Origin of the sequence: Pseudomonas sp. NFX71, from assembly GCF_048079215.1 — a bacterium.
Lineage (GTDB): Bacteria > Pseudomonadota > Gammaproteobacteria > Pseudomonadales > Pseudomonadaceae > Aquipseudomonas > Aquipseudomonas fluorescens_B.
This window is the reverse complement of sequence record NZ_CP182230.1, coordinates 1,521,219-1,547,950: the sequence shown is the minus strand read 5'-3', so window position 1 is coordinate 1,547,950 and position 26,732 is coordinate 1,521,219. Positions and strand designations below refer to the sequence as shown.

Here is a 26,732-nt window from a genome sequence, read left to right as displayed (position 1 = left end):
GACAGACGAGGACTGTCACACGTATTTGTTAGCGTCGATATCTTTGAATCAGGGAGAACTGTCGATGAAGCTCGCGCCGAAATTTCTGCTCGCTGCACTTTGCCTTGGCCTCGCCGGCCAGGCGTTCGCCACGGACTTGAAGCATTGGCCCGCCGATCAGGCGAAGGCGCTGGACGCCATGATCGCGGCCAACGCCAACAAGGGTAACTACGCGGTGTTCGACATGGACAACACCAGTTACCGCTACGACCTCGAAGAGTCGTTGCTGCCGTACATGGAAAACAAGGGCCTGATCACCCGCGAGAAACTCGACCCCTCCCTGAAACTGATGCCGTTCAAGGACACTGCCGACCACAAGGAAAGCCTGTTCAGCTACTACTACCGCCTCTGTGAAGTCGACGACATGGTTTGCTACCCATGGGTCGCCCAGGTGTTCTCCGGTTTCACACTTAAAGAACTCAAAGGCTATGTCGACGAGTTGATGGCGTCCGGCAAACCGGTGCCCGCGACTTATTACGAAGGCGACGTGGTCAAGAACCTCGACGTCAACCCGCCGAAAATCTTCACCGGCCAGCAAGAGCTCTACAACAAACTGATGGAGAACGGCATCGAGGTCTACGTGATGACCGCCGCCTCCGAAGAGCTGGTGCGCATGGTCGCTGCCGATCCGAAGTACGGCTACAACGTCAAACCGCAGAATGTGATCGGGGTGAGCCTGCTGCTCAAGGATCAAAAGTCCGGCGAGCTGACCACCGCGCGCAAACAGATCACCGCCGGCAAGTATGACGAGAAGGCCAACCTCGGCCTCGAACTGACCCCGTATCTGTGGACTCCAGCGACCTGGATGGCCGGCAAGCACGCGGCGATCCTGACCTACATCGATGAGTGGAAAAAACCGGTACTGGTGGGCGGTGATACCCCAACCAGCGACGGTTACATGCTGTTCCACAGCGTCGACGTGGCCAAGGGCGGCATCCACTTGTGGGTCAACCGCAAGGACAAATACATGACCCAGATTAACGGCATGATGGCCAAAAACGCTGCGGCCCAGGCCAAGGAAGGATTGCCGGTGACGGCGGACAAGAACTGGGTGATCGTGACGCCGGCTGAAATCCAGTAGGACCGAGTCGCTCCAATCGCGGGCAAGCCCGCGATGGCGGTATCACAGTCACTGGTGTGCCTGTTGCCAAACCGGTTTCGAGAGCAAAAAAATGCCCCGCACTTGGCGGGGCATTTTTATTTCTGCGATTGACGCTTACAGCCCGTCAAGCATCGCCTTGTTACGCACAGCACCCTTGTCGGCGCTGGTCGCCAACAGGGCGTAGGCCTTCAGTGCGGTGGTCACCTTGCGTGGACGTTTTTCCACAGGCTTCCAGCCTTTCTGATCCTGTTCGGCACGGCGCCCGGCCATTTCTTCGTCGCTGATCAACAGGTTGATCGAGCGGTTCGGAATGTCGATCAGCACTTTGTCGCCGTCCTGCACCAGGCCAATCGCGCCACCGGCAGCCGCTTCCGGCGAAGCGTGGCCGATGGACAGGCCCGAAGTACCGCCGGAGAAACGACCGTCAGTCAGCAGGGCGCAGGCTTTGCCCAGGCCTTTGGATTTCAGGTAGGACGTCGGGTACAGCATTTCCTGCATGCCCGGGCCGCCTTTCGGGCCTTCGTAACGGATGATCACGATGTCGCCGGCCTTCACTTCGTCCGCGAGGATGCCGCGTACGGCGCTGTCCTGGCTTTCGAAGATCTTCGCGTTGCCTTCGAACACGTGGATCGACTCGTCGACGCCGGCGGTTTTCACCACGCAGCCGTCCAGCGCGATGTTGCCGTAGAGAACGGCCAGGCCGCCTTCTTTCGAATAAGCGTGTTCGACACTGCGGATGCAGCCGTTTTCACGGTCGTCGTCCAGGGTTTCCCAACGGGTCGACTGGCTGAACGCGGTTTGTGTCGGGATGCCCGCCGGGCCAGCCTTGAAGAAGTGATGCACCGCTTCGTCGTCGGTCTGGGTGATGTCCCACTTGGCGATGCCTTCGGCCAGGGTCTTGCTGTGCACGGTCGGCAGGTCGGTGTGCAGCAGGCCGCCACGGGCCAGCGAGCCGAGGATGCTGAAGATCCCGCCGGCGCGGTGCACGTCTTCCATGTGGTACTTCTGGATGTTCGGCGCGACTTTGCACAGTTGCGGCACGTTGCGCGAGAGACGGTCGATATCGCGCAGGTCGAAATCGATCTCGGCTTCCTGGGCGGCGGCCAGCAAGTGCAGGATGGTGTTGGTGGAACCGCCCATGGCGATGTCCAGGGTCATGGCGTTTTCGAACGCCTTGAAGTTGGCGATGTTGCGCGGCAATACCGACTCGTCGTTCTCACCGTAGTAACGCTTGCACAGCTCGACGATGGTGCGGCCAGCCTGCAGGAACAGTTGCTCGCGGTCGCTGTGGGTCGCCAGGGTCGAACCGTTGCCCGGCAAGGCCAGGCCCAGGGCTTCAACCAGGCAGTTCATCGAGTTGGCGGTGAACATGCCGGAGCACGAACCGCAGGTCGGGCAGGCGCTACGCTCGTACTCGGCGACTTTCTCGTCAGAGGCGCTGGAGTCGGCGGCGATCACCATGGCGTCGACCAGGTCGAGACCGTGGCTGGCCAGTTTGGTCTTGCCGGCTTCCATCGGGCCGCCGGAGACGAAGATCACCGGGATGTTCAGGCGCAGGGCAGCCATCAGCATGCCGGGGGTGATCTTGTCGCAGTTGGAGATGCAGACGATGGCGTCGGCGCAGTGGGCGTTGACCATGTATTCGACGGAGTCGGCGATGATCTCGCGGCTCGGCAGCGAATACAGCATGCCGTCGTGGCCCATGGCGATGCCGTCATCGACAGCGATGGTGTTGAATTCTTTCGCTACACCGCCGGCGCGTTCGATTTCGCGGGCGACCAGTTGGCCCAGGTCCTTGAGGTGGACGTGGCCCGGTACGAATTGGGTGAACGAGTTGGCAATGGCGATGATCGGCTTTTTGAAGTCGTCATCTTTCATCCCCGTGGCGCGCCACAGTGCGCGGGCACCGGCCATGTTGCGGCCGTGGGTGGATGTTTTCGAGCGGTAATCAGGCATGAAGCACTCCGGGCGGCTAATCAGGTATCAAAAGGGAAGTGAGCTTCTATTGACGTCTGGAACACTCAGAAATGGCCGTGTGTCCGGAAGTTGCCGATAACTTTGCGGGATCGCCGCGCGCTTCAGCTTGAGCTCATAAACCCGCCGGGGGATGACTGGCGATGAATGTCGCGATTCTACACGGCTGGCGTCAGGAGGGAATGCCGGGAAGCATTGATCCGGCAACCGTGGCGTGTGCGGGATGACGACCGGCGTTTATCAACTCGCGTTCAGCGCCAGATTGCGCTGCATGATCAGCGCGTTCAAACCAAGGCCTGCCGCGCTCAGGACCAGGAAACACAAGGCGAGTGCCGTGGTGAGATCTGCGGACGCGAGATTGATCACCACACTGATCACCCCGCCGCAGAGGAAGATCATGACGCCGCCGACCGATGAGGACGTACCGGCATCCTGTGGATAAAGGGTCATGGCTTTGGAGTTGGCGATAGGCCGGGCAATGGTGGTGCCGGCCGTGCAAATGAGCATGGGGATCAGCACCGCAGCGGCAGTGAGCCCGAACTGATTCGCCAGCCACAGCATGACCAACCCCGACAGTGCGATAAGCCCCAGGCCGATCACGATCTGCGAATTGGCCGGCAGACGCCGATGCAGCGCACTGGCGACTATCCCGCCGAACACATAGGCCACGCCGTACAGCAACAATGTCCAGGCAAATTCGTAGGGCGAGAGTGCCAGGCGTTCCATGAAAATGATCGGTGACATGACAATGAATGAAAAATGGCAGGCGAAGGCCAGGCCGGAAATAAGCCAGTAACCCATGAAGCGCAGGTCGGAACACAGCCGCCAATAGGCACTGAAAAAACGACCGGGCGCCGCATTCCGACTGCGTGGGCTCTCCTTGAGCAAGACGCCAGCCTTTATCCAGACAATCGCTGCCAACGCGATAAAGACATAGAAGCTGCCCTCCCAGCCCAGATGCATTTGCAGCCAGGTTCCGAGCAGCGGCGAGATGGAAATGAACACCCCCGCGGCGGTGGTCATCCAGATCCTGATTCGTTCCTGTTCCTTGCCGACGAACAGATCCTGGATCAGCGCCTGCGACAGCACAAAGGAACCGCAACCCACGGCCTGAATGACTCGAAACACCAGGAACCCGCTGTATTCGCTGGAAAGCAGGCAACCGGTTGCACCGACCACCGAGATGGCGATACCGGTCAGCAACAGGGACTTGCGCCCCCACAAATCCGACAACGGTCCGACCAGCACCACCGATAGCGCAAGACCGATGGCGAACAGACTGACCGAAAGGGCAATGTCGGAGGCTGAGGTCTGGAAGTAGTCAGAGAGCGCGGGAAAGGACGGGAGTACGACGTCCAGCGGGAATACACCCAGTAGCGTCATCGTCATCAAAAGCAGGATGAGCGACGATTTTTTCGCGGTATGCGTGGAAGGGTTCATCAACAACGCTCTCGATCCGTGAGGGGGCCGAGAGTTGACCTGATGGATATGGAAGTCAATGCATGAGGGCGCAGGAAACTTCCGAATCAGTTGTAGGAGCGAGCAAGCTCGCTCCTACAGTGTTTCGTGTTGTTAGCTGTTTGGCAGCAACCGGCAAGTAATGCTCTTGATGTAACGGGTTTCAGCAATCGCCGGGTGCACCGGATGGTCCGGACCCTGGCCACCACGCTCCAGCATCTGAATGTTGCGGTCCAGGTGGCGGGCGCTGGTCAGCAGGATGTTCTGCAGGTCGTCTTCCGGCAGGTGCATCGAGCACGAAGCGCTGACCAGGATGCCGTCCTTGCTGAGCAGGCGCATGGCTTGCTCGTTCAGGCGACGGTAGGCGCCTTCGCCGTTTTTCATGTCTTTCTTGCGTTTGATGAACGCCGGAGGGTCGGCCACGATCACGTCGAAACGTTCTTCGCTGGCTTTCAGCTCTTTCAGGGCTTCGAAAACGTCGCCTTCGATGCAGGTCATTTTCTCGGCAAAACCGTTCAGCGCAGCGTTACGTTCCACGCCATCGAGGGCGAAGGCCGACGCGTCGACGCAGAACACTTCACTGGCGCCGAAGGCGGCCGCTTGCACGCCCCAGCCGCCGATGTAGCTGTAGAGGTCGAGGACGCGTTTGCCTTTGGCGTAAGGGGCCAGGCGTGCGCGGTTCATGCGGTGGTCGTAGAACCAGCCGGTTTTCTGGCCCTGGATGACCGGCGCTTCGAATTTCACGCCGTTCTCTTCCAGCGCCACCCACTCCGGCACCAGGCCGAACACGGTTTCGACGTAGCGGTTGAGGCCTTCGGCGTCACGGGCGGCGGAGTCGTTCTTGAACAGAATGCCGCTTGGCTTGAGCACTTGGGTCAGCGCCGCGATCACGTCATCTTTATGCGCTTCCATGGTCGCCGAAGCGATCTGCACCACCAGGATGTCGCCGAAACGGTCGACCACCAGGCCTGGCAACAGGTCGGAGTCGCCGTAGACCAGGCGATAGAACGGCTTGTCGAACAGGCGATCACGCAGGGACAGGGCAACGTTCAGACGATGCACCAGCAACGATTTGTCCAGCGGCAACTTGATGTCGCGCGACAGCAGGCGGGCGCAGATCAGGTTGTTCGGGCTCATGGCGACGATGCCCAGCGGTTTGCCGCCGGCCGCTTCGAGGATCGCCTGGTCGCCGGCCTTGAAACCGTGCAAAGGGGTGGCGGCCACATCGATTTCGTTGCTGTAGACCCACAAGTGACCGTTTCGCAGGCGACGGTCGGCGTTGGCTTTGAGGCGCAGGCTAGGCAGGGACATGACGTCGCTCCGGAAAAAAGAGCGGGAGTATAGCGTGTTGCAGCGCTGCCAGGTTTGGAGGTGGACATGTGGCAAGGGAGCTTGCTCCCGCTGGACGGCGGAGCCGTCCCGAAAACGGCTGTTGCAGTACATCAGGCGGCTGCATTCGCTGGATTTACGTCTGCTTCGCAGCCGAGCGGGAGCAAGCTCCCTCGCCACAGGGAAATGCATTGCGCTCAGGAGACGGATTGGGAATTTTATGAAACTTCAGATGATGAGCCGACCATGGTGTCGGATCCAACTTTATAAAGGTTAGAATCGCCACCTGTCCCAGAGTGTGTACTTATGTCCCAAGAGCTGACCACCGAACAGATCCAACAGTCCCTGCAAGGCATCAGCGTGCCGGCCCAGCCGCAGATCATGGTGGATCTGCAGATGGAGCAGTACATGCCCGACCCGGATCTGGAGGTGATCGCCAAGCTGATCTCCCAGGACCCGGGCCTCTCTGGTTCCCTGCTGAAAATCGTCAACTCGCCGTATTACGGCTTGAGCAACAAGATCGCCTCGATCCAGCGTGCGGTGAATCTGCTGGGTAGCCGTTCGATCATCAACCTGATCAACGCGCAGTCGATCAAGGGCGAAATGAACGATGACACCATCGTCACCCTGAACCGATTCTGGGACACCGCTCAGGACGTGGCGATGACTTGCCTGACCCTGGCCAAGCGCATCGGCGTCCAGGCCGGCGATGAAGCGTACGCCTTGGGCCTGTTCCACGATTGCGGCGTGCCGCTGATGTTGCAGCGCTTCCCCAACTACATGACTGTTCTGGAAGAAGCCTACGCCAACGCCAGTGCTGAATGCCGCATAGTCGACACCGAAAACCGGGTGTTCAATACCAACCACGCGGTGGTCGGTTACTACACGGCCAAATCCTGGCGTCTGCCTGAGCACGTGAGCACAGCGATCGCCAATCACCACAATGCACTGGCGATTTTCAGCGATGAGTCTTCGCGCAACAGCCAGCTGAAAAACCTGCTGGCGATCCTGAAGATGGCCGAGCACATTTGTGCGTCCTACCGGGTACTGGGCAACCAGAACGATGACCACGAATGGAACAGCATTTCGGCGCTGGTGCTCGATTACGTCGGCCTTTCGGACTACGACTTCGAAACCCTCAAACAAACGATTCGCGACCTCGGCGCTCACCGCTGAGTGTGGTGAAAGCCTGATTCGAGAGCACCATGCCTGAACTGCCGGAAGTCGAAACCACCCGCCGCGGTATTGCGCCGCACCTGGAAGGCCAGCGCGTCAGCCGGGTGATCGTGCGTGACCGTCGCCTGCGCTGGCCGATCCCTGAAGACCTGGATGTGCGCCTCTCCGGCCAGCGTATCGTGCTGGTGGAACGGCGCGCCAAGTACCTGCTGATCAATGCCGAAGTGGGCACGTTGATCAGTCATTTGGGGATGTCGGGCAATTTGCGTTTGGTGGAAGTCGGCATGCCGGCCGCCAAGCATGAGCATGTGGACATCGAACTGGAATCGGGCCTGGCCCTGCGTTATACCGACCCGCGCCGGTTCGGCGCGATGCTCTGGAGCCTCGACCCGCTCAACCACGAACTGTTGATTCGCCTGGGGCCGGAGCCGTTGACCGACCTGTTCGACGGCGAGCGCTTGTTCCAGCAGTCCCGCGGGCGTTCGATGGCGGTCAAGCCGTTCATCATGGACAACGCGGTGGTGGTCGGCGTCGGCAATATCTACGCCACCGAAGCGTTGTTTGCGGCCGGTATCGACCCGCGCCGCGAGGCCAAGAGCATTTCCCGGGCGCGCTATCTGAAGCTGGCCATCGAGATCAAACGCATTCTGGCCGCCGCCATCGAGCGCGGCGGTACGACGTTGCGCGACTTTATCGGCGGCGACGGTCAGCCGGGTTATTTCCAGCAGGAACTGTTCGTGTACGGCCGTGGCAGTCAGCCATGCAAGGTGTGCGGGACAGAGCTGCGGGAAGTCAAGCTCGGGCAGCGTGCCAGCGTCTTTTGCCCGCGCTGTCAGAGCTGATATTTCCTACGGTCTATAGTCAGTGTTCTCACTGTTATAGGACCGCGCCATGAACCTGCTTCGAACCGCTGCCGTCGTTGTGTTGCTGAGCGTTGGTACGCCAGTGCTGGCGGCAAATACCGGCAGCGGTGATCCGCGCTACACCATCCAGAACCCTCCGGCCTACGCCATGCTCGGCGATTTGCTGATTGCCCGACCTTTGCTGGTCGCGGCAACAGTGATCGGCGCGGGGGCATTTGTGGTGTCGTTGCCGTTTACCGCACTGGGCGGCAATGTCGGCGATGCGGGGCAGGCGCTGGTGGTTGATCCGGCGAAGGCGGCGTTCGTGCGGTGCCTGGGGTGTATCGGGGAGGGGTTTGAGCAGCGGGAGTGAGGAAGGAAAAATCAAAAGATCGCAGCCTTCGGCAGCTCCTACAGGCGATCGCAAAGTATCTGTAGGCGCTGCCGAGGGCTGCGATCTTTTCAGGCTCTCAAGCCTTGCCGGTAATCTTCCGGTACTTCTCCATCAACTGCTCTTCAGTCTCCGGATGCGCCTCGTCCAGTGGAATGCAATCCACCGGGCAGACCTGCTGGCACTGAGGTTCGTCATAGTGGCCGACACACTGGGTGCACAGGTTCGGGTCGATCACGTAGATCTCTTCGCCCTGGGAGATGGCGGCGTTCGGGCACTCGGGTTCGCAGACGTCGCAATTGATGCAATCGTCGGTGATGATCAGGGACATGCTAACTCCAGCCGGGGCGCAAGGCCCGGGCGCAATAAACCAATGCGCGCAATTGTGCCGCATTGGCGGGCGCAGTGCACGCGGGCCGCGATAAAGTGAAAAGATCGCAGCCTGCGGCAGCTCCTACTTCTTGAAGCGTTCGGTCAGGGCGTCCGCCACCGCAGGGTGGACGAACTTGGTGATATCGCCGCCCAGGGCCGCGATTTCACGGACCAGCGTCGAGGAGATGAACGAATAACGCTCGGACGGCGTAAGAAACAGGCTTTCAACGTCCGGCGCCAGCTGACGGTTCATGTTGGCCAGCTGGAATTCGTATTCGAAGTCTGACACTGCGCGCAAACCACGCAAGAACACGTTGGCGTTCTTCTCTTTGGCGAAATGCGCCAACAGCGTCGAGAAGCCGACGACTTCAACGTTCGGCAGATGTTTAGTGACCTCGCGGGCCAGCTCCACACGCTGTTCCAGGGGAAACAACGGGTTTTTCTTCGGGCTGGCAGCGACGGCGATGATCACATGATCGAACAGGCGCGCGGCGCGTTCGACCAAGTCGCCATGGCCCTTGGTAATAGGGTCGAAGGTACCTGGGTACAACACTCGGTTCATCGCGTCGTCCTGGCGGGAGTCCGTTGGGGAGTCGGATGGTATCGCAGCCTTCCCGGTCGGCCAAGTCGCCTGTTGGGTAAGAAAGCACTATAGACGATGGGAATATTCGCTCTTTTCACGGGTTTTTCAAACGTTCGGCGAGCGAAGTCGCCAGTTGCGCCGTCAGCCCGTAGACCGACAATTGCGGGTTCGCGCCAATGCTGGTGGGGAACAGCGAGCCGTCGTGGATCGACAGGTTGCTCAGTTGATGGTGCCGGCCAAGGCTGTCGGTCACGGCATTTTTCGGGTCTTCACCCATGGCACAACCGCCCATCACATGGGCACTGCCCAGGCGAGTGCGATACAGCTCAAGGCTCAAACCGTCGATCAGCGTGCGTGCTTCGGCCAGGGTTTTCACGTAGCGCGCGTCGGCGTGCATCGGCATGACGGCGTTGGCGCCACCGGCGAACTGGATCTCGGCCATGCTGTGGAACGCGCGGCGCAAACCGTCCCAGGCGTAGGCTGAAACCTGGTAGTCGAGCACCGGCGTGTTGTCACCGCGCAGCTCGACACTGCCGCCGGGGCTGTCCGGGTGAAAACCATCGCGCTGCAGCGCCAGCATGGCGTGGGTGTGGGGCAGGTTTTCCATGTGCCGGGCGTTTTCCTTGCCGAAACCGCCGAGCAGGGTGGCCGCCAGCGCCGGGTGCAGCGGTGGCACTTCGAGTTTGTAAGCCATCTTGCCGGTCGTGCCGTCCTGCCATTGGAAGTGGTCGGAGTAGATCGACTGCGGCGCGCCGTAGAACGGATTGATCACCTCGTCGAACAGCCCGGCGGACATGTTGACCAGATGCAGAAAGGTCCGTTTTCCCAGCCGCTTGTGCGGGTCTGGCGCATCCGAGCGCAATAGCAGCGCGGGGCTGTTGATCCCGCCGCCGGCCAGTACGTAATGCCGCGCCTTCACCGTGATCGTCTTGCCCGTGGGGGTGGCGCAACGGTCGTCCATCGCCACGCACTGCAGGCTCGTGACCTTGCCGTCCTTGATCACCAGTTTTTCCGCGCGAGCCAGATAAATAAGCTCACCCCCCTTTTCCAGGGTCGCCGGAATCGTCGTCACCATCATCGATTGTTTGGCGTTGGTCGGGCAGCCCATGCCGCAATAACCGAGGTTCCAGCAACCACGCACGTTGCGCGGGATGACGTGCCAGGTGTAACCGAGCTTCTCGCAGCCCTTACGGATCACGTCATTGTTGGCGTTGGGCGGAACCATCCACGGCGCGACACCGAGACGCTGTTCCATTTTCTCGAACCATGGCGCCATCTCCGTGGGGCTGTGGCCTTTGACGTCGTGCTCCCTGGCCCAATGTTCGAGCGTCGCGTCCGGGGTGCGAAAGCTCGACGTCCAGTTGATCAGCGTAGTGCCGCCCACCGCCCGGCCTTGAAGGATGGTGATCGCGCCGTCCTTGCTCATGCGGCCGATGCCTTCCTGATAAAGGCTGGTATAGGCCTGGTCCTCGAGCAACTTGAAATCGCTGCTGGTCTTGAGCGGGCCTTCTTCGATCAGCAACACCTTGTAGCCGGCGGCGCTGAGGATTTCAGCCGTCGTCCCGCCACCGGCGCCGCTGCCGATGATCGCGACGTCCGCTTCGAGGGCCAGGTCTTCGGTCAGTTGCGAGCCGTCGTGGGTTTTCCAGCCGCGGGCCATGCCTTCGCGGAACGGATCGGGTACGGGCATGTTCGGGTTCTCTTATTGTTTTTGGAGGCTGTGGTGATGCGGCTGACGCCTTCGAGGGCAAGCCTCGGTCTCAAACCTTGGGGGGCCCGGGATACCCGCAATGCGCCCACGATTCCACTCGGCTGTACCACGCCATCATCACCAGTTGCAGCAACGAGCTGTGCCCCATGCGCAACAGGCTCAACGAGCTGTTTTCCCAGCGATCAAGAAAGTGCCTGATCTCGTCGGCGCTGGCGTTTTCCCAACTGCCCCAGATCCCGGTCAGTGGCCCACGAGTCACGGCCATCCCCAGCACATCGAACAACTGCCGGGTCAGCTTGAGCATTTCCGGCGACAGGTGATTCAGGCTGTTATCCAGGCTGTGCAAGGTCTGGTCTACCGCCCTCGGCAGGCTCCCGGCGACCACGGCCCCCTCGAGCATCACCGGAATCAACGCCCGCAAAAACAGCAGATCGCCGCTGCGCAGCATCGCGAAACCGTCAGCCGGAATGCTCGACGAACATCCGCTGAGGCTCGCGCCTAGCCCGGCCGTGGCCAGGAAAGCACTCGCGCCGAGGCTGAACTTGAGCAGGCCGCGCCGTGACAGCGCGGGTGTATCGGACAGGCTTGGGCTCATTATTGTTATTACCCGAAGAATTTGATCGTTAGCGGATAAACAGCTTCTGGATCAGTTTCTGGATGGTTTTGCCGTACGGTGGGTAGATCAGCTTCGCCGCGTTGAAGCGTTGTTTGATCAGCACACCTTTGGCCTTGCTGAATGTCAGGAAGCCTTCATGGCCGTGGTAATGGCCCATGCCCGAGGCGCCGATGCCGCCGAACGGCATGTCGTCCTGGGCAACATGCAGCAACGTGTCGTTCAGGCACACGCCACCGGAATGGGTCTCGTGCAGGACGCGGTTTTGTTCGCGCTTGTCGTAGCCGAAGTAATACAGCGCCAACGGACGAGGTCGCTGGCTGATGTAGGCAAATGCTTCATCCAGGTCCTTGTACGGAACGATCGGCAGCAGAGGACCGAAGATTTCGTCCTGCATCACCATCATCTCGTCAGTGACGTTGAGCAGCAGGCTATGGCTCATGCGGCGCCCCTGACCCTGGTCGAACAACGGAATCAGCAGCGCGCCTTTGCTGGTGGCATCGCTGATGTAGCCATTGAGCCGGGCCAGTTGTCGGTCATTGATGATCGCGGTGTAGTCCGGGTTGTCAGCCAGGGTCGGGTAAAATCCGCGAACTGCCTGGCGATAGGCTTCGATGAAAGAGCCCACGCGGTCTTCCGGAACCAACACGTAGTCCGGGGCCACGCAGGTTTGCCCGGCGTTGAGCGTCTTGCCGAAGGCGATGCGTTCGGCGGCATCTTTCAATGGCACATCCCGGGAAACGATGGCCGGGGATTTTCCGCCCAGTTCCAGCGTCACTGGCGTCAGGTTCTCGGCGGCCGCGCGCATCACATGTTTGCCGATGCTGGTGGCGCCGGTGAACAGCAGGTGGTCGAAACGCAGGCGGGAGAACGCCACGCCGATATCGGCCTCGCCGAGCACCACGCACACCAGGTCTTCGGGAAAGATCCGGCCCAGCAAAGCCTTGAGCAGCAGGCCGGTGGCGGGGGTCGACTCGCTGAGTTTGAGCATCACCCGATTGCCCGCCGACAACGCACCCACCAAAGGGCCGATGGCCAGATACAGCGGGTAGTTCCAGGGCACGATCACTCCGACCACGCCCAGCGGCTGATAAACGACTTTGGCCGAGGCGGGCTGAAAGGCAACACCGACTTTGCGCCGTGACGGCTTCATCCAGCCCTTGAGGTGCTGACTGGCGTAGTGAATGCCGTGCAGGCTCGGCATCAGTTCGGCGAGCAGGGTTTCATCGGCGCTGCGGTGGCTGAAATCCTGGCTGATGGCGTCGATCAGCGCCTGGCGTTCAGTGCTCAACACATCCCGCAACGCTTTGAGCCATTGCTGGCGCTGCGCCGCGGGGGGCATCGGGTTGGCGGCATAGGCTGCACGCTGGGCCTCGAACAGGGTTTGGAGTTCTTCCAGTGGCTGCTGCAGATTCTGGAGGTAGGCAATTTCAGCAGACATGGTCATCTCCGGATTTATTGTTGTGACGAGCTTTTTAGAGTCTATGCTCTAGAAAGTCAAATGACATCCTGGCGCAGCGATGTTTTATCCACGGGCGGATAGGTCGTAAGATGCCCGGCAACGCCCTCTGAATTAAAGCTCAAGCCATGGCCCCACGGATCAAAACCAGCGAGCGCATCGTGCAGAACAGCCTGGAGCTGTTCAATCAGCAGGGCGAGCGCAGCGTCAGCACCAACCACATTGCTGCCCACATGGAAATTTCCCCGGGCAACCTGTACTACCACTTCCCCAACAAGCAGGCGATCATCGCCGTATTGTTCAGTGAGTATGAAAGCCTGGTGGACAGCTTCCTGCGCCCGCCCCAAGGGCGCGCCGCGACGGTGGAGGACAAGCGTTACTACCTCCAGGAGTTGCTGGCAGCCATGTGGCGCTACCGGTTTTTGCACCGTGACCTCGAGCACTTGCTCGACAGCGATCCGGAACTGGCCGCCCGTTATCGGCGTTTTTCCCAGCGCTGCGTGATCCAGGGCACGGCGATCTACAAAGGGTTCGTCGAGGCCGGCATCTTGAAGATGGATCGGGTACAGATCGAATCCCTGACCCTCAACGCCTGGATCATCCTGACGTCCTGGGTGCGTTTCCTGTGCACCACGCGGGAGAACTCCAATCACCTGAGCGAACAGGCAATCAAGCGTGGGGTGTACCAGGTGCTGGTGCTGGAAGCCGGGTTTGTCACGGATCAGTCCCGCGATGCGGTCAACGCCTTGTTCGAGGAGTTTTACGTGCCGCTGGCGCAAGCCCTGGAAGAAGTACAGTAGGATCAGACATCGCCTAATCACTGGAGCCCGTTATGCCCATTGCGCAATTGATCAGCCCGCAAGCACTGGACCTGAAAAAGGAGCAGCCAGGGTTGGTGATTCTGGATTGTCGTTTTGCCCTCGAAGACCCGGATTACGGCCAGCGCAGCTATGCCGAAGGGCATATCGCCGGGTCGAGTTTTGCCGATCTTGAGCGCGACTTGAGCGGGGCAGTGGTCAAAGGAGTGACCGGGCGCCATCCGTTGCCCGAGCCTGGAGAGTTGATCGAGCGTTTGCAGGCCTGGGGCATCAACGCCGACAGCGAAGTGGTTTTGTATGACGATGGTCCCGGCGCCTATGCGGCGCGGGCCTGGTGGTTGCTGGCCTGGTTGGGCAAGCGCGACGGCGTGTTCATTCTCGATGGCGGGCTCAAGGCCTGGCACGCGGCGGGTTTGCCCCTGAGCCTCGATGCCTCTGGTGTTGAACGTGGCACCTTTAACGGGACGCCGGACAACGGGCTGATCCTGAGCGCCGAACAGCTTCAGCAACGTCTCGGCCAACCCGCGATGACCCTGCTCGATGCCCGGGCCTTGCCGCGTTTCAAGGGCGAAGTGGAACCGATCGACCCGATTGCCGGGCACATTCCCGGCGCGCAATGCGCGGCGTTCACCGGCAACCTTGGCAGCGACGGGCATTTCCTGCCGGCCGATCAGCTCAAGCAGCGGTTTGCCGAGAAACTGGGCAATCGTTCACCGAATGATCTGGTGGCGTACTGCGGCTCTGGCGTGACGGCGTGTCATAACCTGTTTGCGTTGTGCCTCGCGGGATATCCGTTGGGATCGTTGTATGCCGGGTCGTGGAGCGAGTGGATCAACGAACCTGCGCGGGGCGTCGCCACCGGCGAGTAAAGATCAGAAGATCGCAGCCTCCGGCAGCGCCTGCGCATTCCCACTGTAGGCGCTGCCGAAGGCTGCGATCTTTTTGTTTCTAAAGTCGGGCTCTGCGATACGCCCCCGGGCCCACTCCGTAAACCTGCTTGAACTGCCGATTCAGATGACTCTGGTCGGCAAATCCCAATTGCGTGGCCACTTGCAGCGGCAGACAGCCACTCTGCAATAACCCTCGTGCCCGGGCGATGCGCTGCTGTATCAGCCAGGTGTGCGGTGGCATGCCAGTGGCGCGGCGGAACACCCGGGCGAAATGGAACGGCGACAGGTTCACCGCTGCCGCGAGTTCTTCCAGCGAAGGCGGCGCCGCCAATTGCGCCTGCAGGAGTTCCTTGGCCAGGGTCACCGCGCGGTGTTCCTTGCCGGGTTTGCCGGCGTCCGGGACAGCGGCGTGACGTTGCAGCAACGACAGCATCAACTCCCGCCAGGCGGTCTGCTGTTGCAGGGCGGTTGACGGTGTTTCGAGCAGCCGGTGCAGTTGGCAGAAGCCCTTGACCAGATCCGGATCGCGATACAGCGTGGCGCCAAACGCCGGCAAGGTGTGGGTTGGCAGTTCCAGCTCGGTCAGCAGCGAGAGAATCTGCCCGCTGTCGGGATAAAACGCCCGGTACAGCCAACCGTCTTCCGTGCCCTTGTGCCCAGTGTGCAATTCATCCGGATTGATCAACACCAGCGTGCCGCTGCCCGCCAGGTGTTCGGCGCCGCGATAGCGATAACGCTGAGCGCCGGCCATGATCATGCCGATCACGTAACCGTCATGCACATGCGGGGCGAAGCGGTGTTCGATGTAGCGCGCAGACAACAACTCTACCCCGGCCAACGGTGCCGTTTGCCAGAAATGGATCGACTCGCCCTGATCGGTATCCATCGATTTAACCACGACCCACGGCGGCCAGCCACTGCGGGATGCGCCGTTCCAGGTAGTAACCCGGTTGCCGGAACGTGCCATCGACGAAGCCGACATGCCCGCCCCTGGCTTGCAGCTCGAACTGGGTGCAGGCGGACAATTCCTCGGCTGACGGCAGGCTGTGAGGGAACACGAACGGGTCGTCGGCGGCCTGAATGATCAGCGTCGGCGTGCGAATGTCCCCAAGGAAATAGCGGCTCGAGGCACGGCGATAGTAATCCTGAGCATCGGTGAAACCATGCAGCGGCGCGGTGACCCGGCCATCGAAATCCCAGAAGGTGCGCATGTTTTCCAGCGAGCCCAGGGCGGCCAGCTTCGCCAGGCCATCCTCGCGCCCGTCATGCTGGAACTGCCGCTGCTTGTTCTTGATGTAGGCGACCATCTCGCGCATGAAGTGCGCCTGATACACCTTCGAGAAACCCTGGCCGATACGGTCGGCGCACTGATCGAGCCGAAACGGCACCGACACTGCCACGGCGCCGACCACGCCGCTGTCGCTGCCGGTCTCGCCCAAGTGTTTGAGCAAAACGTTGCCGCCGAGGGAATAACCGACCGCGTACAGCGGCGCGAGCGGTCGTTTGGCCCGCAGGTGTCTGATGGCTTCGGCGAGGTCTTCACTGGCACCGGAATGGTAGCTGCGTGGCAACAGATTCGGTTCCCCCGAGCAGCCGCGCCAGTTCAGCGCGACGCTGGCCCAGCCCTGGGCGCCCAGTGCTTTCTGCACGCCGGCCACGTAAGGTGAATTGGAGGAACCGGTCAGGCCGTGCAACACCAGCACCAGCGGCGTATCGGCGCGGTGCGGACCGTGCCAGTCCAGGTCAAGGAAATCACCGTCCTCGAGCCACAAGCGTTCACGCTCGCGTTCGATGTGCGTGGTTTTGCGCCACAGCGGTCCCCACAAGGTTTGCAAGTGCGGGTTGCCAAGGCCGAAGGCGGGGGTGAAGCGTTCTGGCGGAAAAGACACGATGGCTCTCGATGCAGCGGTGCGCAACCTGTGCGCACCTTTTCAGGCCGGTGGGTTAACCGGCGATCTCTGCCATACGTTGCCACAACGAACAGTAGAGTCGCTCGGTTTTCTGCTGGCCGATGCTGCGAAAGTCGCCTGACAGATTGAGCAATTACCTGGCAGGTTTATCTGCAGGCTCCGGCAATGGCTTTTGCGGGACGGTCGGTCCTGCGCTGATGATGACCAATTTGTCCATGCTCAGGTGTTTGTTCAATGCGGTTTTGACCTGCGCTACGGTGAGGCGCTGGGACTGCTGCATGAAGTCGTCCAGATGATTCAACGGCAGGTTGTAAAAGCCGATAGACGCCAGTTTCGCGACGATGTGTGCGTTGCTCGCAGTGGACTGCGGGAAGCTGCCGGCCAACGCGCGTTTGGCATCAGCCAGTTCTTTTTCGGTCGGGCCGGTTTTAAGGTAGTCGGCGAGCACGTCCTGTACCAGTTTCAGCGTGCCTTCGCTTGTTTCGGCGCGGGTCTGCAGTTTGATCATGAACGGACCGCGCGCCTGCATCGGCGTGAAGGCTGAAACAACCCCGTACGTCAGGCCACGTCTTTCGCGGACTTCGCTCATCAGTCGAGTGCCGAAACCGCCGCCAAGGATCTGGTTGCCCATGAACAGTGCCGCGTAGTCTGGATTGTCATGGTCGATGCCCAGTTGTGCGAGCATCAGAATGGTCTGTTGCGATGGGAATTCGATGTGGCTTTTGCTGGCATTGGGTTCCATCGGTTGCGGGACTTTCGCCAGGGCCGGGCCTTCGGGCAGGGTCGCGGATATCTTCGCGGCAATGGCTTCCGCTTCGGCACGGGACAAGTCACCCACCAACGAGATCACCACGTTGCCGGCCGCGTAGGCTTTTTCGTGGAACGCGCGCAGCTGGGGCGGGGTGATGGACGGAATGGCTTGCGCCGTGCCATCGCTGGCATGCGCGTACGGATGATCGCCATACAAGCGGTTCATCAACTCCAGGCTCGCCCGTTTGCCCGGGTCATGCTTCTGATCTTCGAAAGCGGCGAGGGTCTGATTGCGCAGGCGCGCATGCGCGTCGTCAGGGAAGGTTGGCTTGCCTACGACTTCGGCGAAGAGGGTCAGTGCCGGATCGCGTTTGTCCTTGGCGCTGAGGCTGCGCAGGGAGACTTGCGCCGTATCCAGATCAGTGCCGGGGGCATACTGTGCGCCCAGGCTTTCGAAACCCTGGGCAATAGCGTTGGCATCACTGCCCGCAACACCTTCGTTGAGCATCAAGTTTGTCAGCATGGCCAGGCCTGGAGTGTCTCCATCCCGGCTGCTGCCGGCAGCGAAGGTCAGACGCACGTCGAACATCGGTAACCCTCTGGCCTCGGCGAACAACACGTTGGCGCCTTCGGTGGTATTCCAGGTCTGCATGTCGAGCAGGCGATGACTTGGCGCCTTGCCGTCGAGCTCAGCCAGCGATTGCAGCATTTGGCTGGAGTTCTCCTTGTCTGGCACTTCGCCTTCGCCGGACTCATCCCCATCCTCTTTATTGGCCTCCATTGGCAGGATATGGGCGACGCTGAGCCGCTCGCGGGTGAAATACAACGTGGCGGCTTTCTGGATGTCTTCTGGCGTTACGCTTTCCAGCTCGGCCAGTTCGGTGTCCATCCATTTCCATGACAGTCCGAACGTTTCCAGTCGGCCGATAGCGCTGGCCTGGCGGGTGATCGAGTCGCGCTCGTAAACCAGCCCGGCGATGACTTGTGCGCGTACGCGTCCCAGTTCTTCAGTGGTCGGCGGCGTGGTTTTCAGCTGGTCCAGCAGCCTCCACAAACCGGCTTCGGCCTGGGCGATGGTTTTGTTTTTATGGCTGTTGGGTGTTGCCGACAGGAGAAACAGGCTGTCGCCCCGGGTGTAGGCGCTATAGCTCGACGTACCGTCGGACACCAGCTCTTCATCGCGTTGCAGTTGCGTCGGGATGCGCGCGCTGTGGCCATCGCCGAGCAAGGCCGAAATCAGGCGCAAGGCATGCACTGAACGCTTGTCTTTGGCGGTCGCGATACTCGGCACGTTGAAGGCCAGCATCAGGCTGGGCAATTGCGTCTTCACGTGCAGAGTCATCTGGCGCTCACCGGGCCTGGCCAGTTCCAGCGGTCTTTTCGCGGCCGGTACATCGCGTTTGGCGATCGGGCCGAAGTAGCGCTGGGCCTGGGCTTTGACTTCGTCCGCGGTCACGTCGCCGACCACCACCAGCGTGGCGTTGTTCGGCGCATACCAGGACTCATACCAGTGACGCAGTTCTTCGACCTTCATCCGGTCGAGGTCAGCCATCCAGCCGATGGTCGGCGTGTGGTAACCGCTGGCCGGGTAGGCCATGGCCTTGAAGCGTTCGTAGGCCTTGGCCATTGGTTTGTCGTCGGTGGTCTGACGACGTTCTTCCTTGATGACTTCGATTTCCCGGGCAAATTCGTCGGCCGGCAGAAGCAGATTGGCCATGCGGTCCGCTTCCAGTTCGAAGGCCACGCCCAGACGATCACGAGCCAGCGTTTGGTAGTACGCGGTGAAGTCGTTACCGGTGACGGCGTTGAATTGGATACCGAGCTCGCGCAGCAGTGGCAGGATTTTGCCCGGGCCGACTTTTTTGCTGCCCTTGAACATCATGTGTTCCAGCGCGTGGGACAGGCCTGTCTGACCCGGAGGTTCGTAGCTGGCGCCGACCTTGTACCAGACCTGGGAGGCGACCACCGGGGCCCGATGGTCCTCGCGCACAATGACCTTGAGGCCATTATCGAGTGTGAACTCGGTAGTCGAACTGGAAGTTGTCTCGTTAGTTAATACTTTCATTCCGTTAATAGTCCTTTGCGTCCATGCGAGTTGTTTCGCAAGTTCACAATGAACTAAAGGAAAAGAATCAGGCAAACCGGGTATGTTGCTGTTTGAGAAAGCGGGAGGGCGCCCTGGACGGACGGTTTGCCGTCCAGGTGATTGCTTTAAGAAGACACTTCAGTGCTTCGCTGCCACAGCGAGTAGTAGACGCGCCCGGATTTCTGCTCGCGGTGCAGGCGCCAGTTCGCCGGCAAACCAAGCGTCGAAGGGGCGGTTTCGCTCTCGGTGTACACCCAGGCGTCGTTCGCCAGCCATTGGCGCTCTTCCAGCAGAGTGCAGACGGTGGGCAACAGGTTCTGGTTGAACGGCGGATCGAGGAACACCAGGTCGTAAGCCACTGCTGGCTGGGTTTCCAGGTAGCGCAGGGCATCGGCCGTCTGGATCTGGCCGGTGGTGCAGCGCAGGGTGCCCAGATGTTCCTTGATGCTTGAGACGGCGATGTTGCTGGCGTCCAGCGCCTGGCCCATCGCCGCGCCACGGGACAGCGCCTCGAGGAACAGCGCGCCGCTGCCGGCGAACGGGTCAAAGACCTTGGCCCCGGGCACATACGGTGCAAGCCAGTTGAACAAGGTTTCACGCACTCGGTCTGGCGTGGGGCGCAGGCCGGGTGCATCGGGGAAGCTCAGCTTTCGGCTGCCCCATTCACCGCCGATGATGCGCAGTTGATTCACGCCGTTGTGCACGTTGTGAACAGGTTTTTTAGGACGAGTGGCCATTAATGCTCCGGAACCCCGAGCGGCTGCTCGGCAGGTTTATCAGTAGGGGCCGGTAACGGCTTTTGCGGCACGGTCGGGCCAGCGCTGACGATGACCATTTTGTCCGTGCTCAGGTGTTTGTTCAGTGCCGTTTTGACTTGCTCGACGGTCAGGCTTTGGGACTGCTGCATGAAGTCCTCCAGATAGCTCAACGGCAGGTTGTAGAACCCCATCGCGCCGAGCTGGCCGACGATATCCGCGTTGCTGGCGGTGGACAGCGGGAAGCTGCCGGCCAGTTCACGCTTGGCGTCGTCGAGTTCTTTCTCGGTCGGTCCGGTTTTAAGGTAGTCGGCGAGCACATCCTGCACCAGTTTCAGCGTGCCTTCACTCATCTCGGCACGGGTCTGCAGATTGATCATGAACGGGCCGCGCGCCTGCATCGGGGTAAAGCCCGAATACACGCCGTACGTCAGGCCGCGCTTCTCGCGCACTTCGCTCATCAAACGGGTGCCAAACCCACCGCCGCCGAGGATCTGGTTGCCCATGGACAGCGCGGCGTAATCCGGGTCGTCACGGTCGATGCCCAGTTGCGCGAGCATCAGGTTGGTCTGCTTGGACGGGAACTCGATGTGGCCGATGCTGGCTTTTGGCTCGTCCGGTTGCGGCAATTTCGCCAGGGCAGGGCCTTTCGGCAGCGCGCCGGAGACTTGCGCAGCCATCGCCTCGGCTTCGGCGCGGGACAGGTCGCCCACCAGCGCAATCACCACGTTGCCGGCGGCGTAGGCTTTCTCATGGAACGCCTTCAACTGAGCCAGGGTAATGGCTGGAACGGTTTTCGCCGTGCCATCGCTGGAATGCGCGTAAGGGTGGTCGCCGTACAAGCGGTTCATCAGCTCGATGCTGGCGAGTTTGCCGGGGTTCTGTTTCTGGTATTCGAAGCCGGCGAGCATCTGGTTCTTGATGCGCGCAAACGAATCGGCGGGGAAGGTCGGTTTGCCGACGACTTCGGAGAACAGTTTCAGTGCGGGCTCGCGTTTGTCCGCGGCGCTGAGGCTGCGCAACGAGGCCAGTGCCATGTCCTTGAACGCGCCGTTGCCGAAGTCGGCACCCAGGCCTTCAAAGCCCTGGGCAATGGCGCCAACATCTTTGCCGGCCACGCCTTCGTTGAGCATTGCGTTGGTCAGCACGGCCAGGCCCGGCGCATCGCCGTCCTGGCTGCTGCCGGCGGCGAAGATCAGGCGCATGTCGAACATCGGCAACTCGCGGGCCTCGACGAACAGCACCTTGGCGCCTTCGGCCGTGTTCCAGGTCTGTACGTCCAGCGTGCGGCGACTCGGCGCCTTGCCGTCGAGTTCGGCCAGCGATTGCAGCTTCTGGCTGGACTTGGCCTTGTCGAGGGCTTCGCTGGCGATGGATTCGTCAGTCTTCGAGAAATAGAAGGCCGCGGAGCCGATCAGGGCAACAGCAATCAGGCCAATCAGGGCCAGACGTGGTTTTTTACGCTCACTCATGAGTCGTCTCCAGTGGCAGGACATGGGCGACGCTGAGACGTTCGCGGGTGAAATACAGCTTGGCGGCTTTCTGGATGTCCTCTGGCGTGACGCTTTCCAGTTCGGCCAGTTCGGTGTCCATCAGCTTCCACGACAGGCCGACCGTTTCCAGTTGGCCGATGGCGGTCGCCTGGCTGGTGATCGAGTCACGCTCGTAAACCAGGCCGGCAATCACCTGGGCCCGCACGCGCTCCAGCTCTTCGGCCGATGGCGCGGTGGTTTTCAGCTGTTCGAGCAGCTTCCACAACCCGGCTTCGGCCTGGGCCATGGTTTTGTTCTTCTGGGTGTTCGGCGTTGCCGAAAGCGTGAACAGGCTGTCGCCGCGGGTGTAGGCGTCGTAGCTCGACGAGCCGCCGGACACCAGCTCTTCGCCGCGTTCCAGTTGTGTCGGGATGCGTCCGCTGTAGCCGCCGTCGAGCAGGGCCGAGATCAGGCGCAAGGCGTTGACTGAACGCTTGTCTTGAGCGGTGGCGATGCTCGGTACGTTGAAGCCCAGCATCAGGCTCGGCAATTGCGTCTGCACATGCAGGGTGATCTGCCGCTCGCCGGGTTCGGCCAGTTCCATCGGGATTTTCGCCGGCGGCACATCACGCTTGGCGATCGGACCGAAATAGCGCTGGGCCAGGGTTTTGACCTCTTCCGGGGTCACGTCGCCGACCACCACCAGCGTGGCGTTGTTCGGCACGTACCAGGATTGGTACCAGTGGCGCAGCTCTTCGACTTTCATGCGGTCGAGGTCCGCCATCCAGCCGATGGTCGGCGTGTGATAGCCGCTGGCCGGGTAAGCCATGGCCTTGAAGCGTTCGTAGGCCTTGGACATCGGCTTGTCGTCAGTGCGCAAGCGGCGTTCTTCTTTGATGACTTCGATTTCGCGGGCGAATTCGTCAGCCGGCAGGCGCAGGCTGGCCATGCGGTCCGCTTCGAGTTCGAAGGCCACGCCCAGACGGTCGCGGGCCAGCACTTGATAGTAGGCAGTGAAGTCGTCGCTGGTGAACGCGTTCTCTTCCGCGCCGAGGTCGCGCAGGATCAGCGAGGCCTCGCCGGGGCCGACTTTCTCGCTGCCCTTGAACATCATGTGTTCCAGCGCATGGGACAAGCCGGTTTGCCCCGGTGTCTCGTAGCTTGAACCGACCTTGTACCAGACTTGGGAAACCACCACCGGCGCACGATGGTCTTCACGCACGACGACCTTCAGGCCATTGTCGAGGGTGAATTCGTGGGTGGGTTGCGGATCGGCAGCGAGGGCTGAAAGTGGCAGACAAACTGTGCTGAGCAGCAGGCCTGCAGCGCGGCGGGCTAGAGCATTCATTCGTTTTTTAAACCTGTTGAGCTGCCCGCTTGGTCTTAGCGTCGGCGGGCGAGAGGGTGCTAGGATACTGATCCGTTTTACTGGCGGCCACGCCTATCAGGCCATTGCGTTTGATCAGGTTGTATGGGTTTGCGGCAGAAGGCTACGTTTTATCAGCTAAACTCCACCTTTTCGCCGATTTTGCCGCATCAGTCTTTCGTGAAATCGTTTTTGTAAGGCGCCATTTGCACCTCTACAAAATGTTGCGCGTGAACAAGCGGGGTCAATCGCAGTCTGTTCTGCATCGAATATTTACTTGCCGAGGCGCCCTTTGGCGCGTCGCTACCGTGAGATAGCCGTCCTCCATGTTTGGTTCCAACGACGACAAGAAAGCCCCAGCTGCGGCTGGCGAGAAGAAAAGCCTGTTCGGATGGCTGCGCAAAAAGCCGCAGGAAACCGTCGTCGAACAGCCACAGCCACTCCCTGAGCCAGCCCCGGCGCCTGTAATAGAAGAAGAGCTGGCGCCGATTGTCCTGCCGAATGCCGAACCGGTGCTGCAACCGATGGCTGAGGCGCAAGCTGAGGTCGTGGCCGAACAGCCGCTGACACCAGCCGCCGAGCCGTGGCTGACATTGCCGGTGGCGGAAGAGCCGGTGGCTTTGGTCGAAGACGAATTGGCACCGCACATTACGCCGCCGATTCCAGCGCCGACTGCGTTCGCGCCTGAGCCGATTCAGGCTCCGGTGGTTGAACCGACTCTTGAGCCGGTTGTTGTGGCCGCGCCTGCGCCGGTTGTTCCGGAGCCTGTGATTCCAGCCTTCGTCGCTCCAGCCGCTCCGGTTGTTCCTATTGTTCCAGCGCCAGAGCCCGCACCGGTCGTCGCTCCCGTGGCCGCCGCGCCGGTCGTGCCGGTCGAAACACCCGCCGAGCCAGCGCGCACCGAAGAAACCAAGGCCGGTTTCTTCGCTCGCCTCAAGCAAGGCCTGTCCAAGACCAGCGCCAGCATCGGCGAAGGCATGGCCAGCCTGTTCCTCGGCAAGAAGATCATCGATGACGAGCTGCTCGAAGACATCGAAACCCGTTTGCTGACGGCCGACGTCGGCGTTGAAGCCACTTCGGTCATCATCCAGCGCCTGACCCAAAAGGTTGCGCGTAAAGAGCTGGCGGATGCCGACGCTCTCTACAAGTCCCTGCAGGCTGAACTGGCGGCAATGCTCAAGCCGGTCGAGCAGCCGCTGAAAATCACTTCGCAAAACAAACCGTTCGTGATTCTGGTCGTCGGTGTCAACGGCGCCGGCAAGACCACCACCATCGGCAAACTGGCGAAGAAACTGCAACTCGAAGGCAAGAAAGTCATGCTCGCGGCGGGTGATACCTTCCGTGCCGCGGCGGTCGAGCAATTGCAGGTCTGGGGCGAGCGCAACAAGATTCCGGTGATCGCCCAGCACACTGGCGCCGACTCGGCTTCGGTGATCTTCGACGCCGTGCAGGCGGCCAAGGCTCGTGGCATTGACGTGTTGATCGCCGACACCGCCGGTCGTCTGCACACCAAAGACAATTTGATGGAAGAGTTGAAGAAGGTTCGCCGGGTGATCGGCAAGCTCGACGCCGACGCACCGCACGAGGTGCTGCTGGTGCTCGATGCCGGCACCGGTCAGAACGCGATCAACCAGGCCAAGCAATTCAACCAGACCGTCGAACTGACCGGCCTGGCGCTGACCAAGCTCGACGGCACCGCCAAGGGCGGGGTGATTTTCGCCCTGGCCAAGCAGTTTGGCCTGCCGATTCGCTACATCGGCGTCGGTGAAGGCATCGATGACTTGCGCACTTTTGAAGCAGAACCCTTTGTCCAGGCATTGTTTGCCGAGCGGGAGCGTTCATGATTCGTTTCGAACAGGTCGGTAAACGCTACCCGAACGGTCACGTCGGCTTGCATGAGCTGAGCTTTCGAGTCCGTCGGGGCGAGTTCTTGTTTGTGACCGGCCACTCCGGCGCTGGTAAAAGCACCTTGTTGCGGCTGCTGCTGGCGATGGAGCGTCCGACCACCGGAAAGTTGCTGCTGGCCGGCCAGGACCTCGGCACCATCAGCAATGCGCAAATTCCCTTCCTGCGTCGGCAGATTGGCGTGGTGTTCCAGAATCACCAGTTGCTGTTCGATCGCACCGTGTTCAATAACGTCGCGCTGCCACTGCAGATCCTCGGTCTTTCCAAGGCCGAGATCGCCAAGCGTGTGGATTCGGCCCTGGAGCGGGTGGCGCTGTCGGATAAAACCGATCTGTACCCCGGCGACCTGTCCACCGGCCAGCAGCAACGCGTCGGCATCGCCCGCGCCATCGTTCACCGGCCGGCGCTGCTGTTGGCGGATGAGCCGACCGGTAACCTCGATCCGCGTCTGGCGGCCGAGATCATGGGCGTGTTCGAAGACATCAACCGCTTGGGCACCAGCGTGCTGATCGCCAGTCACGACCTGGCCTTGATCGCTCGCATGCGTCATCGCATGTTGACCCTGCAACGCGGCCGACTGATCGGCGACGGGGAGGCCGGCGTATGAGTGCGACACGCAGCCCTAAGGTTTCCGAGCGCGTGGCGCCGAAAGCCGCCGACCCGCAACCGCAGAAGAAAAAACGCGACGATGACGACGGCCCGGACTTTGCCACGCTGTTCCGCGCCTGGGTCGAAAGCCATCGCGCCAGTCTGCTGGACAGTTTGCGTCGCCTGGGCAAGCAGCCCATCGGTAGTTTCTTCACCTGCATGGTGATGGCGGTGGCCCTGAGTTTGCCGATGGGCCTGTCACTTTTGCTAAGCAACGTCGAGCGTCTCGGCGGTTCCTGGCAGCGTGCGGCGCAGATTTCCCTGTACCTGCAACTTGAGGCCAGCCCGGCTGAAGGCGAGTCGTTGCGCGACCAGATCAAAGGCATTCCCGGCGTCGCCGATGCTGAATATGTCGGCCGTGATCAAGCGCTGGAAGAGTTTCAGCAGCAGTCCGGACTGGGCGAGGCGCTGAAGGAGTTGCCGGAAAACCCCTTGCCAGGCGTGGTACTGGTGACGCCGAACGAAGTCGACAAGCCTGCGCTTGAAGCATTACGACAAAAACTTTCCGAGCTGCCGAAGGTACAACAGGCACAACTTGATCTAGTCTGGGTCGAGCGTCTGGCAGCTATCCTGAAGCTGGGCGACCGTTTTGTCTTCGGTCTGACCGTGCTTCTGGTTTCTGCATTACTTTTGGTGATAGGCAATACCATTCGTCTTCATATTGAAAACCGCCGCACAGAGATAGAAGTGATTAAACTCGTCGGCGGCACTGACAGTTATGTGCGCCGGCCCTTTCTGTATATGGGCGCGCTGTATGGCTTCGGTGCGGGGTTGCTTTCCTGGGGTGTATTGGCGTTCGGCCTGAACTGGCTGAACGACGCGGTAGTCGGGCTGGCGGGTTTGTACGGCAGTGATTTCGCGCTGGCCGGAGTGCCGGTTGCCGACGGTCTGTCGCTCTTGCTTGGCGCGGTGCTGTTAGGGTATATCGGTGCATGGATTGCAGTCGCACGCCACCTGAGGGAGCTTGCGCCTAAGTAGTATCATTTTGCTCGTATTGACCTTTCAGCGTTTATGGGTTCAGGGAACTTGTTCTTCGGTTTCCGGTCAATTTTCGCAGTGCTGAACTGCACGAGTTTGTAAGTC

Annotated in this window: 23 protein-coding genes and 2 pseudogenes; 10 read left to right on the top strand and 15 right to left on the bottom strand. The window is 60.8% G+C overall.

The window, feature by feature from the left end; all coding sequences use genetic code 11:
* The first annotated feature begins 64 nt into the window (after positions 1 to 64).
* Positions 65 to 1,120, top strand: a complete 1,056-nt coding sequence (locus ACM1ZW_RS07165) for a phosphorylcholine phosphatase (protein WP_017341309.1) — start codon at positions 65 to 67, stop codon at positions 1,118 to 1,120.
* A 135-nt stretch (positions 1,121 to 1,255) separates the two neighbouring features.
* Here ACM1ZW_RS07165 and ilvD read toward each other — a convergent pair whose 3' ends face one another.
* The 3 genes from ilvD to ACM1ZW_RS07150 form a co-directional block, all read right to left on the bottom strand.
* Entirely contained in the window at positions 1,256 to 3,097 is a 1,842-nt protein-coding gene (gene ilvD, locus ACM1ZW_RS07160) for a dihydroxy-acid dehydratase (RefSeq protein WP_017341308.1), read from the bottom strand.
* A 258-nt stretch (positions 3,098 to 3,355) separates the two neighbouring features.
* Positions 3,356 to 4,555 (bottom strand): Bcr/CflA family efflux MFS transporter, encoded by a 1,200-nt coding sequence (locus tag ACM1ZW_RS07155; protein WP_416740351.1) that lies wholly within the window; start codon positions 4,553 to 4,555, stop codon positions 3,356 to 3,358.
* Positions 4,556 to 4,687: 132 nt separating this feature from the next.
* Entirely contained in the window at positions 4,688 to 5,884 is a 1,197-nt protein-coding gene (locus ACM1ZW_RS07150) for a class I SAM-dependent rRNA methyltransferase (RefSeq protein WP_017341306.1), read from the bottom strand.
* A 378-nt stretch (positions 5,885 to 6,262) separates the two neighbouring features.
* On the opposite strand from ACM1ZW_RS07150, the gene ACM1ZW_RS07145 reads away from it, so the two are divergent.
* From ACM1ZW_RS07145 to ACM1ZW_RS07135, 3 genes are read left to right on the top strand one after another with little or no spacing between them, the layout of a single operon-like run.
* The gene (locus tag ACM1ZW_RS07145; RefSeq protein WP_162491074.1) at positions 6,263 to 7,078 is read left to right on the top strand and encodes an HDOD domain-containing protein; all 816 of its coding nucleotides are present in this window, start codon (positions 6,263 to 6,265) and stop codon (positions 7,076 to 7,078) included.
* A 29-nt stretch (positions 7,079 to 7,107) separates the two neighbouring features.
* Positions 7,108 to 7,920: a bifunctional DNA-formamidopyrimidine glycosylase/DNA-(apurinic or apyrimidinic site) lyase gene (gene mutM, locus ACM1ZW_RS07140; RefSeq protein ID WP_017341303.1), complete on the top strand. Its 813-nt coding sequence runs from the start codon at positions 7,108 to 7,110 to the stop codon at positions 7,918 to 7,920.
* Between the two features lie 49 nt (positions 7,921 to 7,969).
* Complete coding sequence (locus ACM1ZW_RS07135) at positions 7,970 to 8,293, top strand: hypothetical protein (RefSeq protein ID WP_017341302.1); 324 nt, start codon at positions 7,970 to 7,972, stop codon at positions 8,291 to 8,293.
* 97 nt (positions 8,294 to 8,390) lie between these two features.
* On the opposite strand, the gene ACM1ZW_RS07130 is transcribed toward ACM1ZW_RS07135, so the two are convergent.
* The 5 genes from ACM1ZW_RS07130 to ACM1ZW_RS07110 all read right to left on the bottom strand — a co-directional run bounded on the left by ACM1ZW_RS07130 (position 8,391) and on the right by ACM1ZW_RS07110 (position 13,031).
* A complete protein-coding gene (locus tag ACM1ZW_RS07130) occupies positions 8,391 to 8,642 on the bottom strand; it encodes a YfhL family 4Fe-4S dicluster ferredoxin (RefSeq protein WP_003195146.1) in 252 nt (83 codons plus the stop codon).
* A gap of 123 nt (positions 8,643 to 8,765) precedes the next feature.
* Positions 8,766 to 9,245, bottom strand: coding sequence for a pantetheine-phosphate adenylyltransferase (coaD, locus tag ACM1ZW_RS07125; RefSeq protein ID WP_007945531.1), 480 nt, complete (start codon positions 9,243 to 9,245; stop codon positions 8,766 to 8,768).
* Between the two features lie 115 nt (positions 9,246 to 9,360).
* Positions 9,361 to 10,956 carry a GMC family oxidoreductase N-terminal domain-containing protein gene (locus tag ACM1ZW_RS07120; RefSeq protein ID WP_416740350.1) on the bottom strand — a complete coding sequence of 532 codons (1,596 nt, stop codon included), beginning with the start codon at positions 10,954 to 10,956 and terminating at the stop codon, positions 9,361 to 9,363.
* Positions 10,957 to 11,026: 70 nt separating this feature from the next.
* Complete coding sequence (locus tag ACM1ZW_RS07115; RefSeq protein ID WP_416740349.1) at positions 11,027 to 11,572, bottom strand: twin-arginine translocation pathway signal protein; 546 nt, start codon at positions 11,570 to 11,572, stop codon at positions 11,027 to 11,029.
* Positions 11,573 to 11,600: 28 nt separating this feature from the next.
* Positions 11,601 to 13,031, bottom strand: coding sequence for a coniferyl aldehyde dehydrogenase (locus ACM1ZW_RS07110; protein ID WP_017341299.1), 1,431 nt, complete (start codon positions 13,029 to 13,031; stop codon positions 11,601 to 11,603).
* A 146-nt stretch (positions 13,032 to 13,177) separates the two neighbouring features.
* Between ACM1ZW_RS07110 and ACM1ZW_RS07105 the strand changes: the two genes are divergently transcribed.
* On the top strand, positions 13,178 to 13,849 hold the full coding sequence (locus tag ACM1ZW_RS07105; RefSeq protein WP_017341298.1) for a TetR/AcrR family transcriptional regulator: 672 nt from the start codon (positions 13,178 to 13,180) through the stop codon (positions 13,847 to 13,849).
* A gap of 32 nt (positions 13,850 to 13,881) precedes the next feature.
* Complete coding sequence (locus tag ACM1ZW_RS07100; RefSeq protein WP_414880151.1) at positions 13,882 to 14,736, top strand: sulfurtransferase; 855 nt, start codon at positions 13,882 to 13,884, stop codon at positions 14,734 to 14,736.
* Positions 14,737 to 14,815: 79 nt separating this feature from the next.
* Here ACM1ZW_RS07100 and ACM1ZW_RS07095 read toward each other — a convergent pair whose 3' ends face one another.
* Together ACM1ZW_RS07095 and ACM1ZW_RS07090 are read right to left on the bottom strand one after the other, a co-directional pair.
* Positions 14,816 to 15,643 (bottom strand): AraC family ligand binding domain-containing protein, encoded by an 828-nt coding sequence (locus ACM1ZW_RS07095; protein ID WP_414880152.1) that lies wholly within the window; start codon positions 15,641 to 15,643, stop codon positions 14,816 to 14,818.
* Positions 15,644 to 15,647: 4 nt separating this feature from the next.
* On the bottom strand, positions 15,648 to 16,646 hold the full coding sequence (locus ACM1ZW_RS07090; protein ID WP_414880153.1) for a hydrolase: 999 nt from the start codon (positions 16,644 to 16,646) through the stop codon (positions 15,648 to 15,650).
* Position 16,647: 1 nt separating this feature from the next.
* Here ACM1ZW_RS07090 and ACM1ZW_RS07085 point away from each other — a divergent pair, with 1 nt between their 5' ends.
* Entirely contained in the window at positions 16,648 to 16,788 is a 141-nt protein-coding gene (locus ACM1ZW_RS07085; protein ID WP_414880154.1) for a hypothetical protein, read from the top strand.
* 12 nt (positions 16,789 to 16,800) lie between these two features.
* Here the strand turns inward: ACM1ZW_RS07085 and ACM1ZW_RS07080 are convergent.
* From ACM1ZW_RS07080 to ACM1ZW_RS07060, 5 genes and pseudogenes are all read right to left on the bottom strand, one after another.
* Positions 16,801 to 18,156 (bottom strand): annotated as a pseudogene (locus ACM1ZW_RS07080) (M16 family metallopeptidase); the annotation flags it as partial.
* Between the two features lie 24 nt (positions 18,157 to 18,180).
* Positions 18,181 to 19,446: pseudogene (locus ACM1ZW_RS07075) on the bottom strand (M16 family metallopeptidase); the annotation flags it as partial.
* 182 nt (positions 19,447 to 19,628) lie between these two features.
* Positions 19,629 to 20,240: a 16S rRNA (guanine(966)-N(2))-methyltransferase RsmD gene (gene rsmD / locus ACM1ZW_RS07070; protein WP_017341294.1), complete on the bottom strand. Its 612-nt coding sequence runs from the start codon at positions 20,238 to 20,240 to the stop codon at positions 19,629 to 19,631.
* A complete protein-coding gene (locus tag ACM1ZW_RS07065) occupies positions 20,240 to 21,730 on the bottom strand; it encodes a M16 family metallopeptidase (RefSeq protein ID WP_017341293.1) in 1,491 nt (496 codons plus the stop codon). Before ACM1ZW_RS07065 ends, rsmD begins: the two co-directional genes overlap by 1 nt.
* Entirely contained in the window at positions 21,723 to 23,078 is a 1,356-nt protein-coding gene (locus tag ACM1ZW_RS07060; RefSeq protein WP_017341292.1) for a M16 family metallopeptidase, read from the bottom strand. Before ACM1ZW_RS07060 ends, ACM1ZW_RS07065 begins: the two co-directional genes overlap by 8 nt.
* Before the next feature lie 344 nt (positions 23,079 to 23,422).
* On the opposite strand from ACM1ZW_RS07060, the gene ftsY reads away from it, so the two are divergent.
* The 3 genes from ftsY to ftsX are packed head-to-tail and all read left to right on the top strand — an operon-like array spanning position 23,423 to position 26,627.
* Complete coding sequence (ftsY, locus tag ACM1ZW_RS07055; protein WP_414880156.1) at positions 23,423 to 24,940, top strand: signal recognition particle-docking protein FtsY; 1,518 nt, start codon at positions 23,423 to 23,425, stop codon at positions 24,938 to 24,940.
* Positions 24,937 to 25,608, top strand: coding sequence for a cell division ATP-binding protein FtsE (ftsE, locus tag ACM1ZW_RS07050; protein WP_017341290.1), 672 nt, complete (start codon positions 24,937 to 24,939; stop codon positions 25,606 to 25,608). The genes ftsY and ftsE overlap by 4 nt, the downstream gene beginning before the upstream one ends.
* Positions 25,605 to 26,627 (top strand): permease-like cell division protein FtsX, encoded by a 1,023-nt coding sequence (ftsX, locus tag ACM1ZW_RS07045; protein WP_017341289.1) that lies wholly within the window; start codon positions 25,605 to 25,607, stop codon positions 26,625 to 26,627. The genes ftsE and ftsX overlap by 4 nt, the downstream gene beginning before the upstream one ends.
* Positions 26,628 to 26,732: the final 105 nt, after the last annotated feature.

Coding starts and splice junctions, on each gene's coding strand:
- ACM1ZW_RS07165 (WP_017341309.1), top strand. CDS start 65: ATGAAGCTCGCGCCGAAATTTCTGCTCGCTGCACTTTGCCTTGGCCTC.
- ilvD (WP_017341308.1), bottom strand. CDS start 3,097: ATGCCTGATTACCGCTCGAAAACATCCACCCACGGCCGCAACATGGCC.
- ACM1ZW_RS07155 (WP_416740351.1), bottom strand. CDS start 4,555: ATGAACCCTTCCACGCATACCGCGAAAAAATCGTCGCTCATCCTGCTT.
- ACM1ZW_RS07150 (WP_017341306.1), bottom strand. CDS start 5,884: ATGTCCCTGCCTAGCCTGCGCCTCAAAGCCAACGCCGACCGTCGCCTG.
- mutM (WP_017341303.1), top strand. CDS start 7,108: ATGCCTGAACTGCCGGAAGTCGAAACCACCCGCCGCGGTATTGCGCCG.
- ACM1ZW_RS07135 (WP_017341302.1), top strand. CDS start 7,970: ATGAACCTGCTTCGAACCGCTGCCGTCGTTGTGTTGCTGAGCGTTGGT.
- ACM1ZW_RS07130 (WP_003195146.1), bottom strand. CDS start 8,642: ATGTCCCTGATCATCACCGACGATTGCATCAATTGCGACGTCTGCGAA.
- coaD (WP_007945531.1), bottom strand. CDS start 9,245: ATGAACCGAGTGTTGTACCCAGGTACCTTCGACCCTATTACCAAGGGC.
- ACM1ZW_RS07120 (WP_416740350.1), bottom strand. CDS start 10,956: ATGCCCGTACCCGATCCGTTCCGCGAAGGCATGGCCCGCGGCTGGAAA.
- ACM1ZW_RS07115 (WP_416740349.1), bottom strand. CDS start 11,572: ATGAGCCCAAGCCTGTCCGATACACCCGCGCTGTCACGGCGCGGCCTG.
- ACM1ZW_RS07110 (WP_017341299.1), bottom strand. CDS start 13,031: ATGTCTGCTGAAATTGCCTACCTCCAGAATCTGCAGCAGCCACTGGAA.
- ACM1ZW_RS07105 (WP_017341298.1), top strand. CDS start 13,178: ATGGCCCCACGGATCAAAACCAGCGAGCGCATCGTGCAGAACAGCCTG.
- ACM1ZW_RS07100 (WP_414880151.1), top strand. CDS start 13,882: ATGCCCATTGCGCAATTGATCAGCCCGCAAGCACTGGACCTGAAAAAG.
- ACM1ZW_RS07095 (WP_414880152.1), bottom strand. CDS start 15,643: ATGGATACCGATCAGGGCGAGTCGATCCATTTCTGGCAAACGGCACCG.
- ACM1ZW_RS07085 (WP_414880154.1), top strand. CDS start 16,648: ATGGCTCTCGATGCAGCGGTGCGCAACCTGTGCGCACCTTTTCAGGCC.
- rsmD (WP_017341294.1), bottom strand. CDS start 20,240: ATGGCCACTCGTCCTAAAAAACCTGTTCACAACGTGCACAACGGCGTG.
- ACM1ZW_RS07065 (WP_017341293.1), bottom strand. CDS start 21,730: ATGAGTGAGCGTAAAAAACCACGTCTGGCCCTGATTGGCCTGATTGCT.
- ACM1ZW_RS07060 (WP_017341292.1), bottom strand. CDS start 23,078: ATGAATGCTCTAGCCCGCCGCGCTGCAGGCCTGCTGCTCAGCACAGTT.
- ftsY (WP_414880156.1), top strand. CDS start 23,423: ATGTTTGGTTCCAACGACGACAAGAAAGCCCCAGCTGCGGCTGGCGAG.
- ftsE (WP_017341290.1), top strand. CDS start 24,937: ATGATTCGTTTCGAACAGGTCGGTAAACGCTACCCGAACGGTCACGTC.
- ftsX (WP_017341289.1), top strand. CDS start 25,605: ATGAGTGCGACACGCAGCCCTAAGGTTTCCGAGCGCGTGGCGCCGAAA.